At 53.2% G+C, this 11,948-nt stretch carries 14 protein-coding genes; 2 read left to right on the plus strand and 12 right to left on the minus strand.

The genetic code is table 11. The features are described from left to right. Nucleotide 1 precedes the first annotated feature (1 nt). The 12 genes from B152_RS0104675 to B152_RS0104730 all read right to left on the minus strand — a co-directional run bounded on the left by B152_RS0104675 (nucleotide 2) and on the right by B152_RS0104730 (nucleotide 10,176). Nucleotides 2-1,765 (minus strand): phage tail protein, encoded by a 1,764-nt coding sequence (locus tag B152_RS0104675; protein ID WP_020591230.1) that lies wholly within the window; start codon nucleotides 1,763-1,765, stop codon nucleotides 2-4. Continuing rightward, the gene (locus B152_RS24960; RefSeq protein WP_020591231.1) at nucleotides 1,765-2,343 is read right to left on the minus strand and encodes a phage connector family protein; all 579 of its coding nucleotides are present in this window, start codon (nucleotides 2,341-2,343) and stop codon (nucleotides 1,765-1,767) included. Before B152_RS24960 ends, B152_RS0104675 begins: the two co-directional genes overlap by 1 nt. Before the next feature lie 138 nt (nucleotides 2,344-2,481). Continuing rightward, complete coding sequence (locus tag B152_RS0104685) at nucleotides 2,482-2,712, minus strand: hypothetical protein (protein WP_020591232.1); 231 nt, start codon at nucleotides 2,710-2,712, stop codon at nucleotides 2,482-2,484. Then, nucleotides 2,712-3,134, minus strand: coding sequence for a Bbp16 family capsid cement protein (locus B152_RS0104690; protein ID WP_020591233.1), 423 nt, complete (start codon nucleotides 3,132-3,134; stop codon nucleotides 2,712-2,714). The genes B152_RS0104685 and B152_RS0104690 overlap by 1 nt, the downstream gene beginning before the upstream one ends. 16 nt (nucleotides 3,135-3,150) lie before the next feature. After that, nucleotides 3,151-4,170, minus strand: coding sequence for a major capsid protein (locus B152_RS0104695; protein WP_020591234.1), 1,020 nt, complete (start codon nucleotides 4,168-4,170; stop codon nucleotides 3,151-3,153). Nucleotides 4,171-4,172: 2 nt separating this feature from the next. After that, a complete protein-coding gene (locus tag B152_RS0104700; protein ID WP_020591235.1) occupies nucleotides 4,173-5,033 on the minus strand; it encodes a hypothetical protein in 861 nt (286 codons plus the stop codon). Continuing rightward, nucleotides 5,030-5,314 (minus strand): Bbp19 family protein, encoded by a 285-nt coding sequence (locus B152_RS0104705; RefSeq protein WP_157230828.1) that lies wholly within the window; start codon nucleotides 5,312-5,314, stop codon nucleotides 5,030-5,032. Before B152_RS0104705 ends, B152_RS0104700 begins: the two co-directional genes overlap by 4 nt. After that, nucleotides 5,301-6,980, minus strand: coding sequence for a portal protein (locus tag B152_RS0104710; RefSeq protein WP_157230830.1), 1,680 nt, complete (start codon nucleotides 6,978-6,980; stop codon nucleotides 5,301-5,303). The genes B152_RS0104705 and B152_RS0104710 overlap by 14 nt, the downstream gene beginning before the upstream one ends. 221 nt (nucleotides 6,981-7,201) lie before the next feature. After that, nucleotides 7,202-8,176 (minus strand): CPBP family intramembrane glutamic endopeptidase, encoded by a 975-nt coding sequence (locus B152_RS0104715; protein WP_157230832.1) that lies wholly within the window; start codon nucleotides 8,174-8,176, stop codon nucleotides 7,202-7,204. Nucleotides 8,177-8,345: 169 nt separating this feature from the next. Continuing rightward, on the minus strand, nucleotides 8,346-8,642 hold the full coding sequence (locus tag B152_RS0104720; protein WP_020591239.1) for a hypothetical protein: 297 nt from the start codon (nucleotides 8,640-8,642) through the stop codon (nucleotides 8,346-8,348). 17 nt (nucleotides 8,643-8,659) lie between these two features. Beyond that, nucleotides 8,660-8,971 carry a hypothetical protein gene (locus B152_RS25955; protein WP_157230834.1) on the minus strand — a complete coding sequence of 104 codons (312 nt, stop codon included), beginning with the start codon at nucleotides 8,969-8,971 and terminating at the stop codon, nucleotides 8,660-8,662. Nucleotides 8,972-8,973: 2 nt separating this feature from the next. Next, nucleotides 8,974-10,176, minus strand: coding sequence for a hypothetical protein (locus tag B152_RS0104730; protein ID WP_157230836.1), 1,203 nt, complete (start codon nucleotides 10,174-10,176; stop codon nucleotides 8,974-8,976). Nucleotides 10,177-10,464: 288 nt separating this feature from the next. Here B152_RS0104730 and B152_RS24965 point away from each other — a divergent pair, with 288 nt between their 5' ends. Next, the gene (locus B152_RS24965) at nucleotides 10,465-10,959 is read left to right on the plus strand and encodes a DUF4402 domain-containing protein (RefSeq protein ID WP_157230838.1); all 495 of its coding nucleotides are present in this window, start codon (nucleotides 10,465-10,467) and stop codon (nucleotides 10,957-10,959) included. A 75-nt stretch (nucleotides 10,960-11,034) separates the two neighbouring features. Further along, complete coding sequence (locus B152_RS0104745; RefSeq protein ID WP_020591244.1) at nucleotides 11,035-11,937, plus strand: fimbrial biogenesis chaperone; 903 nt, start codon at nucleotides 11,035-11,037, stop codon at nucleotides 11,935-11,937. The last annotated feature ends 11 nt before the right edge of the window (nucleotides 11,938-11,948 follow it).

An 11,948-nucleotide genomic window follows, 5' to 3' on the forward strand; every position in this document is an offset into this window, starting at 1 on the left:
TCTATCCCTCCGACTGGACTTCGGTGATCAGTGATCTGATGGTCGCGGGCAGTGGTTGGCTGGCGCGGATATAGATCTGGGCCTTGTCGTTAAAACCGTTGTCCGGGTCGATTTCCAGATAGCCGGTGTAGAGATCCGGTGATTGGCCAAAGGGGGTCGAGCCGTCGCGGAAGATATAGGTCTGGGTCTCGTCTGGGTTCTCTCCGGCTTCAAGCGTTCCGGTGTTCATCACATCCACCCCCATGGAAACCACGCGCTTTTTCTTGCCCCGCCCGGTGCCACTTTGCGTGGCGACAATCGGCGACAGCGGCTGGACCAGCGATTGATAGGGCAACCCCGCCGTAATCTTCACGCCCTTGCGGTTGTTCGGCAGGGTCACCGACCCATCGGCAATCACAATCGCCTGGGGCGATACCTTGCCATCGTGCAGAATGTCCAGCGTCTCGCCAACCAGATGGGAAAACCCAGTGATGGTTCCTGCGGTTTCGCCGCTATAGGTGCCGCCACAGTCGACAAAAAAGGCATCATCCTTGACGGCGTCGTCGTTGAAAACGGCTTCCATATATTCGATATGCCGCACCACCGCGCCATTGACCTTACGCTTGACCGACAGCCACAGCACTTCGCGCTTGGCTTCATAGGTCACGGCGACGGTTTCGGCTTCGCCCCAGGGGTGCTCGTCGGTTTTGCCGCCCAGCTTGTGCCGATGGAACGCCACCACTTCCTGTGATTTTTCATAGGTCACACCGACCAGCTGCCCGTCATCCCGGACCATCCAAATAATTGCATCTGGGTCGTTCTCCATATCCATGGCCTTGATGCCCTTGCCCGTAATGTGCTGAGACAAAAAGGTCAGGTCGGGTGCGATAAAACTGTCACGCTCGAACGAGAAAACAAACTCGTGCAGGCGCTTGCGGTTACGACTGAGGAACAGTGCCACCTCGCCTTTCTGGATCGGGGTAATGGCTGCGGACCCTTCGGTGGTGTGACGACGATTGATCACCGAGGTAACGGTCAGCGCCTCGTTGGCCGAAGATCCGCTCAATGTCCGGGTCGCCCCGGATGTTCCCATCATCAGCGCCCGGCCCTCGACCATCCACTGGATATGGTTGACCTGCCCGGCCTTGATCGTCGCCTTGAAGCCGTCATCCGCATTGGTGCCCAGGGTCAGGTTTTTTTCGTCGGATGTTTTTGATGTCCAGATGGTTTGCGGCTGATCGGGCGGCGAGGCAAAGATCGAACGCTGCTGATAAAAGGAACAGCGACGCGGATAATTCCCCGCCTTCCATTCCGCAGGTTTGGCGGTAAAGACAATATCACTCAGGGTCCAATCGTCGTGATCATTGCGCTTGAGTTCTTTGGGCGGGTGATCCTTGTGCACAATCCAGAGTGAATTTTCCGTCTGGGTCACCACCAGTTCAAACAGCTGGGCCTCGGTGTAGGGCGTGACGATTTCATAGGGCGCACTGTCTTTCTGGATCTGGCCGAAGTCACGATAGAACCGCATATAAAGATCCCCGACCTCGATAGTATAGGCATCCTCGGTCGAGTATTCAAAGGTGATCAGGCGACATTGTTTGTCCGCATGTTTGGCACTGGCAACAAAGCGCGTGCCCGGCCTGCGGGTCAGGCCACCATGCGGCAGCACGATCCAGTTTTCACAGATCGCCAGCCCGGACTGATAAAGCTGGGTATCCTCTCTACCATGCAATCTTGGGGTAATCTCGCCGCGGACAAAGCTGGCCTGGAGTGTTCTCTGGGTCATTATTGCCGCGCCTCCAGCCAGCCTGACGGCAGAATTTCAGTGATCCCGTCTTCCATCATGTCATTGGCCTTGGCATCGCGCAGATCGTTGCGATAAAGCGCCAGTGCTGTCTGCAGTTTGGATTGTGATCCTGTCAGCACCTCGGCCAGGCGCACCGCCAGCTGTGTCGCAATCACCCGGCGCAGATCCGGCGACATTTCCACCGGGTCCAGATTGCTGGTGATATAGCGGTATTTCAGCGGCGCAGGCAGATCGCAAAGGATAAACCGCCCCTCAAGCTGATAGCGCAGTGGCAGACCATCTGCTTCTCCCGTGGTCGTAATCGGCAGGGCCTGCAGATCATCGACCGGGCGACGATAGCGGTGCCAGTTGCCAAAAGCTACGGCCTCGGCAGAGACTGCCAGCTTCACCCTTCTGATCGCGCAGGACCAGGGATATTCCCGCAAGACTGTCTCGACCGCCCGGGGATAGGCAATCTTGCACTGGCGGGCTTCCTTGCTGTTTTCCTCCAGCGAGACAATCGACTTGTCCCCCAGGATCTGCAGGGCATCCCGGCAGATTTCAACCTTGCTGGTCATGGCTCATCCCGTCCTGATTTCAATTGCAACAACGCGAAAGAAAAAGGCTCCACTCCAAAGGAGCAGAGCCATTCTCAAACAAACCGGGGAAAGAAAACCTGTTCCCTTCTCCCGGTTACAAACAGCCTGCTCAGGCTGCTAAAGCTTTTCCATCCAACTGGTGGAAAAATGCGCCGGATCCCGCAGGTCAAAGGCATCCCCGACCTGACGCAACTGCACGCCGTAATAGCCCAGCTTAATCGCCCGGACTTTCACAGGGGCAGTTGCCCCGGATTTTTCAGGAGCTTCTGCCGTAGCCAGAGGAACACGAGCCGTTTTCACAGCCGCTGCTTTTGCCGCCGTCGGTTTTGCCACCTCTTTTGCCGTCATCAGCTCTGCACACCGGCAACGATGGCAGCAGAGATTTTACCGCTGCTCGGGTTGGTGCCCGTCACGGTATAACGCAGACGCATATAACGCTCGTTCAGTCCCTTGGGCAGGATATGAAACGAGGTCTGTTTGCCCGCTTTCAGTTCCGCCAAAGGAATGGTCTGGGCCAGGATTTCACGGGCCGAGGAAAAACCGGTGTTGTCATCAACTTCGATGGCAATTTTCAGGTTGGTCAGGTTGTTGAAATTCTGGGTCACCTGCACATTGATCGGCACAGCCGTGCCATTACCCGGATCAGAAGTCAGAGCCGCAGAGGCCCCAACGACAGTTCCTGTGGTCCCCAGATCAAGAATGTTGGTTGACGCAGCTGTTGCGGTAACCGCCTGCTGGTCGGAAAAGGTAAGCTGTTTACTGTGGATCATAAATTATCCCTCCTTATCAGGCAGACAGAACGCGGGCTTCGGAATTCAGAAGCGCATCGGTTTCACGGATTGGAATGCCGCGGAATGTCAGAACTTCCTGACCTTCCAGTTCGGTGGATTTCAGGCGAACAAAATTGTCACCTGACCCGGCATTGGTTGCCAACGCATCAAGCGCTTCGAGCACATCGCGGTTGCAATAGATCACCTGACGGCCACCCGCCGCATCACCGCGACGCATGCGCGACTGCAGTTTGTAGTAAGCTTTGCGCATGAAGTCATAAAGCGCCACATTGCCCGCCTGCATTTCTGAGACATCAATGTTGGCCACACGCGATACATAACGCCAGTCTTTCACCGCCAGACCCAGATGCCAGGTGAACTTCTCTTCCTTGACGTAATAGGGATTGCTGTTTTCATCCAGCACCCGCTGACGGCCCATGTCATCGCGCTGCAGGCCCGCTTTTGTGCCCTGCGGATAAAGCAGGTGACAGTGACGATCGCCCCAGGTGACAAACCAGATCGAGGTATTGTCCGACCCTGTACCGCCAGCATCAATCACCTGTTCCCCGGCATCACCGCCGCCGATGACGTTAAAGCGGGCAGACAGGCCCTTGAACTTTTCCGGGGTGGTTGCCGTGTCGTGATAGAATAGGCCACGAGCCGCTTCCTGGTTCATTGATTCCATAAAGGCCATGGCTTCGTTCAGCCGTACACCCGCTTCATTGCGCGACAGGCTCAACACCCGCTCGTCAATGGTTGCCAGCGCTTCCAGATAGCCCGTGGTATCGGTGACCTGCTGCTGTTTCGCCTTGGACTGGGTGATGCCCTGATAGAGCGCGCCCCAGCTGACGGACGGTAGCCCCGTACGAATAGTGTGCAGGTGTTCACCACCCTTGTTGCACTCCATGGCAATGGCATCATCCAGAATGGGGTTCTGCTGTTTCAGCAGCTCGATGATGGTCGCGGTTGATCCGTTGGGATCGGTCTGTTTGTAGATGTCGATCAGATCGACAAAGGTATTTCCAAGTGTAGCCATTTTCAGCCTTCCTTAGTAGATGATGGGTAGAGAATTTCCGCAGCAGATCTGTTGCGTCGGGTTGCACCGGCTCCGCCGGGACTGCTGTCCTCTACCAGGGAGAGGCCAGCCTTGTGAAAAGCGCGCAGAACCACGGGATCATTAAGAACCCCTGCTTCGTTCAGCACACTTTCCAGTTCAGACCCGCCAAAGGCCCTGAGCGCCCGATTGGCGGTTCTGACATTCGCATCCAGATTGGGACCCCACTCCTGCCGCAAGGTACTGATGGTGTCGTCAACCTGTTGTTTGAGATATCGTTCGCGTTCGACCTGTTGGCTTTCCATCGACTGGGCCTTGGCCTGCAGATCGAGGTCAGACAGGGCCTGTGCCTGTTGCGGAGACAGCCCCAGGGCATGGGAAAGCTCGCTGATGGCAGAACGATACTGCCCCCATTGCTCTTCCGACCCTTCAAGCTCCAAAGCTTCCGGGATCTGTAGCTCATAGCCTTCCGGGCTTTCCGGCACCCCGAGCGCGGCATAAAAAGCATCGACCTCTTCCGGGGAAGCATCTTCCCCCGGCAGCCGGACAAAGCCTTCGGCTTCTTGCTGTGGTTTCATACCTTCTGCGGCTGTGGGATTTTGCTCACCTCCGGCAATAGCTGGATCATTCAGATAGTGGCTATCTATTCCCGGTTCCTGATCCCCTTCTGCTTGAGATCGGGCATAAAAAATCCCGCTCTCTTGTGAGGCGGGACCGGAAGCATAGTCTCCATCCTGTCGATCAGGCCGATAACCTGGGGGATCAGCAGTCATAGGTGACCCACTGGGGGAACCGGGAATACCCGGTCCGTTGTCAAAAGAACTAGAGACGTCAAAATCACTCATTCCTGTTGATCTTCCTCTTGTGCGAGATAGGCGGCTTTCGCCAGCTCGGCCCGAAGGTCGGCGCTGATCGAAGCCTTGCGGAGAATGTCAAAGGCAATGGCCCGCTTGCCATCATTGAACACGGACGGCCCGCCCGGTGGCGTGGCTTCAAAAGCCGCCGCCTGGTCCAGAATATCCGCCAGAACCAGTTGTCCGTCTGCACTTGCGAACAAACGGGCATAGGCATCAACCAGCTCATGCTGTTTTTTCAGGGAAAAATTCCAGCCCTTAAGCAAGCTCACCTCCTCCTGCGACAGCAGCTTCCAGTGCAGCCGGATCAATTCCCGCCGCCCCCATCGCTTCCATCACAGGCAGAGCCTTGCCAGCCATATCAATACTCTGGGCCTGTTGCGCCGCCATGGCCTGTTGTTGTTCAGCCTGTGCTCTGGCCTGTCGACGGGCCTCGACCAGCTCAATCGGGTTGAGCAGATCCGCGGGCATACCATTGATATCGGCCCGCGCCCGGATAATCCGGTCATGGTCAAAGTTATCCATGATAGACGGATCAAACTGGGCCTGTTGCGCAGCCGTTTCCAGGGTGCGCTGAATACCGGCATCCTCGGCAGCCCGGCGCAGTTTTGCCATCGGGCTGGTGAATTTCAGCGACAGCTTGCGTCCCTGCAGTATTTCCGGGCGTGGCGGCAGGTCAATAATACCATCGGCGGCCTGCCGTTCGAGAATGGCATTTTCACGCATCACGATTGAGGCCAGCATTTCCTCCTGCTTGGCAAAAGGCGGGCCGATCAGCTCACTCTTTTCCTGCGCCCGCAAAGCCGCTTCATAGGCTGTCATGTCCGGCTTGTTGACCAGGATCTGCCAGAGATCGACATAAAAATTGGCTCCGATATCCGCCTGCTTCTTGGCAATCAATTGCTCGCCGATATCCGGGCGAACGCCTGTGGCAATCGGCTGAATTTTCAATCGCCCGTCTTCTGTGATCAGATCTGGATTGATTGCCCCGGCACTGAGGTTCAGACGACGCTTGAGCTTCTGCACTGTGGCAAAAGCGGGGGATACCGCCTGTTCCGCTGCGGCGATCGTGGTCTTGTTCATGATGTTGAGCTGCTTGATATCCGGCAGCGCCATCATTCCCGGTCCCCAGCCATAGGCATGACCATCGCTTTCGACAAAGGACGAGGCATGGATTGGGAATTCGTAATAGCCCGACTGTCTCAGCACATGGTTCTGCCCTTTAAGCACATGTACCGACGGCCAGGGCAACTGCGTTGCCACCCCGTCTGCAAGCGAGGTATCAATCGCGTGTATGATCTCGAATTTCTGTTCCAGAATATCTGGCTTGTCCATCCGGACCTTCAGAAATTCCGGCAGGTTTTCCTCACCGAATTCCTGGATCATCTGACGCAGTGTCAGTTTATAAACCCGATAGAAAGTATCTATCTGCCCCCAGGCCGTGGTTGCCAGGAAGCATTCAATCATCGGGATCATGCGATAGCGGATCGGTGGCAGATCCATTCCACCGGGGCCGCGCCCCAGCACTTCCTCTGTCATCATTACCTGATTGCCATAACAACCGAGTGAGCGGAACATACGCTGGGTATTGGCGACAAAACCGGACTGCGCCATATAGCGTACAGCAAAAAGCTTTTTGGTCTGCGCCTCGGCCCAGACCTGTACCTCGTCGTTCTGCTTGAGCTCATCATCCATCGGCTCCAGCCCGTGCCAGATCGACCCGCGCGGGATCAACAGGCTTTCAATCGCAGCCGCAAAACGCGCCAGATCCTGCAAGGGACGCGAGCTGTACATCTTGGACATATCGCCGATAGAGCCTTCGAGCACCGACCCAAAGGGATCAAGACGTTCTGCTGTCTCCCTCCAGATCTTCTCGAACTTCTGCCGCTCCTGCTGCAACACGCTCTGGCGGTTGATCACCTTTTCAGCAAGTTCCATAAAGCTCTCCAGTCTGTCTCTTTTCAAGGAGACCCGGTTAAAATCAGGCAACAAAAAACCCTCCCAAAACCGGTAAAGGTTAGGTTGAGAGGGTTTTAAACAATCTTGGGAACCACCTTGCAGCAGACCCATTTATCCAAGGACGAATATAGCCCCTGTCAAAAGATCAAACAAAGTATCATGGAAAATAATTTCCTATATTTTGATATATATCTGCGCTTTCATTCTCCGCTTGACGGAACTGCTTCGATAGAACCGCTGAACCCGCTGGAGATATTTTTCCTGTAAAACGTCATCCCCAGATAATAGAGCAGCGCCGCCAGAAAAATATTCTGAACCGCTGTAAGAATGCCGGGTTCAAAATCCATCATAATAGATCCTATCCCCATATACATGTCAGAACTTAGCCGGGTATCAAATATCAGAATGGACCAGTTCCAGCCTATATGAAGCGCAATGGAATATTCCAGACGCCCCGTTTTCAAAGCCAGAAATGTAAAAAGCAACGACGCCAGCCCATAACTCAGATAGGCGTACCAGCCAAAAACCTCAACTGGGGGATTGGTCAGATGCATGGCAAAGAAAAGCCCGGCAACAATCAGAAGTATAAGCCACCAGCGACGGGTAAAACGTCCGACCAGCTGCAGCAGATATCCCCGGAAAAACAGCTCCTCGGCCATGGCCTGAACAGCCACAATCGGGATCATTACAAGAACAGCGCCCCACCCCCAACCGACATGGGGTTCAAAGGAAAATGTACTCCCGTCGAGCCACCCAAAAATAAAAGCTGAAATCGAAACCAGCACCAGACATGTAACTGCCAACCCCCAGATGCTTTTCCATTGGACGACATCACCCGGTGCGATAAGATTGGAAACTTTCATCCGGAACATCTTGAGTGCAACAAAAATTCCGGGAAAAACGACCGCAACCGAAAGAAAATAAGTCAGGGTGCGCCGGATCGTAGCGTCCCGGTCGAAGTCCTCTATTTTCATCAACAGTTCTGGAGTTTTCAGTAAAGCAGGGTTTTTCAACACGTCAGGATTGGACAGAAAATACCCGACACCAACAACAACCATAAGAATTCCGGAAATAAGTACCAGCGGCAAAAAACTGACGACCCAGACCCAGAACCCGGTCTCTCTGTTATCAAAAGCAGATAAGAGTTTGTTGGTGGTGATATCAATATTCTGCATATTTCCCCCCGGAAATTTCATGATGGTTATTTTTGCTCAGGTTTCTCACCCAACAATCCAGAGCCAGCCACCACTAGCATTTTCTCGGGTTTCGTCAAAAGAAATTTATTCAAGTTTAGCGAGAAAAAGGAACAATACAATCTACTCAAAACACTCCGGCCAAACTCACTTAAATATTTCCTCGCTCATAAAGTGCCCGGCGAACATTTAGGGTTCCCATGCCCCGCAAACGCTGCACCGGAGAAGGCCCCAATGATGCATAAGGGGAAAGTATCGGCTTTTCCTCAAACGGGCGATACTGTGGATAGAGTACCTGTTCTGGCCTTCTTTGCGTGGCTGTAAAAGGCCCCATACGAATTCCGCCCCCACTGTTCTTTACAGATCCCGGATTTGACAGGGACTTGCGAACAAACTCTCCCTGCTCCCGGACAGGTTCCTCTCCAGAGGAAATAGCCAAAAAACTCATTTATCAAACCTTTCCACTCAATTGTCGCCACGTTCATAAAGCGCCCGGCGGACATTCAGCATCCCCATACCGCGCAGGCGCTGCACAGGCGATGCTGCTAATGACACATAGGGTGAAAGCGCTTTCTTTTCCTCAACAGGGTGGTATTGGGGATAAAGTACTTCCTCCGGGCTTCGATCAATTCGTCTCAACGACGTCAGAGAGTTTGCCCCTACCCTGTTTTGAACTGGTTTTGACGCTGATCCGTTTCGGGATGCAACAAGACTGTTTTGCCGTTCCCGCCATTCTGCTGTAGGTTTTTGGGGTGTCCTGCTGCTCACCAAACTCATATCTATACTCTCCCGTAAGCGGCACGCCGCCTGTTCAAGGCCGACAGTGCCGGCGCCCGCCGAACCGGCGTACTGCCAAAAGAAACCCCGGGTGCCGCAGGCAGATCTTCAACCTCTAGGGTGTAGGGATAGAGAATATCCTCGGGGCGTTTTTCAATTAGCCTGGCTGGGGTCCTGTATTCGCTCGAACGCTCTGGGGTAGTAGACCTTTCATCCAGTGCATCGGACATACTTTGTGTATCAACCAGATCCCTGGAGCGATACCCTGCCATGTCAGCCGCAGCCAAGGCTGTTTTTGCAACTACACCAGCAGGGGTCGTTTTCCCAATTCCCATAAAATGTGGACTTAATAAAGCTGCTGTGAACTCAGGAACATTAAAGCGTTTCTCTGTTGCTAGATTTCCATAGCTATCATAGGTCAATTCTCCACGCACCCCAGGAATCAAGTTAGATAAAAAACTATGAAAAGCAGACCGAACTGGATGATTATATTTAGCTACAGTTTTAGCATACGCTTGGGCAGCAACAGGCTTCATCTGTGACATTTTTCTGACTTCATGGAATCCCATCGGAGTTCCACTCATACCTGAATATTTCCCAAGCTCGTTAGCTTTATTGTATTGATCACTCCACTCCTGCCAGCTACCAGTAAATTCGTCAGGTGGAGCAGGTGTGGGATTCCATCCATGTTTTTTTGTTTTCGCACGTATTTCTCTCATACGCTCAACGCTAACAGATGGAGCCTGCTTGCTCGCCGTTCCCCATGTACCGTTCCCGGCTTTGCTCATCCGGTCTTCTGGCCTGTTGTCACCGGGCGATCTACTGTCATTTGAGCGTTCACGACCAAAGCCTCTATCTGAACCGCCAAACCCTTCGTTTGTACCGCCACCTTCTGTTGACCCAAAACCCATTTCGGCTCTCCTAAGATATAACTTGTCCATCTTTATTGCGGGACAGACCTTCCAACAAAAAAGGCCGCGCACTTGCGCAGCCTGCAAAAAAACTCTGGAACAAAAGACACAATGATCCGGAAAAGAGTTTATCCGCTGGGCAAGAGCAATAAAAAGTATCTCGCGCAGCCAGAGGGAAAATAGAGAACAGAAATAATACTGCCGTTCTGCTTTCCTATGCGTAGATACAGCTGCAGGAAAACAAACCAGCATCAGTGATTGATCAGAGATTTGTTGCGCCAGCTCGCCCCTCAAAACTTCATTTCAAAATAAATCGTGATTTCATAATAAAATTATTTTTCACCCTGCCTTTTCATTTAAGGAGTGTTTCTCATTATAAAAAACAACCATAAGAATATTTTATGCACTTATTAGGAGATAAACACACATAACCACACCTAATTAAAGTATAAAAAAATAGATTCGAAATAAAAAACCCACTTAACCAAGAATTAATTGAATCAATATAAAAATTCATTCTCGTTATTAGCGCTGTCGTTGAATATTCATTTCGTATACAAACCAACAACAAGGAACTGTACATTGAAAAATTCACTAAAATACATCGCCTATAGTGTTATTACTATGACCGGAGTTGTCGCTTCAACAGGCACCATGGCTGCTGACGGAACCGGAAATGCCTCTGCCCAGATCCAGCAGGCCATCTCAATCACCGAAGACACCGCCATGGATTTCGGGAACACTGCCGTTGATGCCTCCGGGGGAACTGTAACCATTTCTACGGCTGGTGCTGTCTCCGGCCCGGCTGGGTACACCTTCTCCGGCTCCCCTGCTGCAGGTGCCTTCACCGCTTCCGGTGATGCCAGTACAGCTGTAACCATCAGCTTTACCAACGGCTCGCTAACGGGCCCGGGGACAGCCATGACCCTGAACAACTTTACCCATGATGCCGGGGGCACACCAACCACAGACGGTTCTGGGGATCTTGCCTTCAACGTTGGCGGGGATCTGGTTGTCAACGCCGCACAGGCGTCTGGTGCCTATGCCGGAACCTATACCGTAACAGTGAACTACTAGACCAAAACTTCGATGGCGGCTCCTTTACGGAGCCGCTGCCGGTTTTACAGATGCTATCTTCCGGGGGGAAGTAAGATGAAAAACAATTCTGATATCATTGCAGCAGATCACAACAACTCGACATCAATTCGAAAAGAGCTCTGCAATAGAGAAAATTTTAAAGTAAAATTGTTTTTTTTACTTTCCCTCTCCTTCTCTTTACTCTCCTCGCTCATCCCCGCTTCTTCGCCTCAGGCTGCTGGTGGGCTGGTTGTCACCCCGCAACTGGTTGAACTCGACAGTCGCAACCGCAGCACAGTCCTCACCCTGGCCAATCGCGGTGACAAGCCCGAAACCTACCGTATCTCGGTCATCAACTACCGCATGGATGACCAGGGCAACCTCTTCCCCACCGGCACACCGGCTGCAGATGAAGGTTTTGCCGAAGGTCTCTTCCGCTATGCCCCGCGCCAGGTCACTTTGGAGCCGGGCAAACCCCAGACCGTGCGCATTCTCTATCGCCGCCCGGCAACACTGGCCGAGGGGGAATATCGTTCCCACCTCCTGTTTCAGCAGGTTCCTGAAGCTCTGCCCCAGGCCGCAAGTTCCTCAACCCAGGCCGGACTTTCTGTCGAGATCAAAACCATCTTCGGCATCACCATTCCTGTTCTGGTCCGCCATGGACAGCTGGAATCCCAGGGGCAGCTGACCAATATCCAGCCCTCACAGCACAACGGCGAAAAAAATATCAGCCTGCGTATCGCCCGATCCGGCAAACAGTCCCTGCGTGGCGACCTTGTTGCTCTGGCTGGTCGCACCGAAGTTGGCCGCCTGAACAATGTTGCAGTTTATCTTTCAACCCCTTACCGCGACGTAGTCATGCCTCTGCAGCAGGATAAACTCTCTGTTGCCCCGGGTCAGGATATCCTGATCGAATACCGCCCCCGTGGTGACGACAAGGCCCCGGTCATCGCCACAGGCAAGGCAATAATCAATTAGGAACAACTGAG

The organism is Kiloniella laminariae DSM 19542 (assembly GCF_000374005.1).
GTDB lineage: Bacteria > Pseudomonadota > Alphaproteobacteria > Kiloniellales > Kiloniellaceae > Kiloniella > Kiloniella laminariae.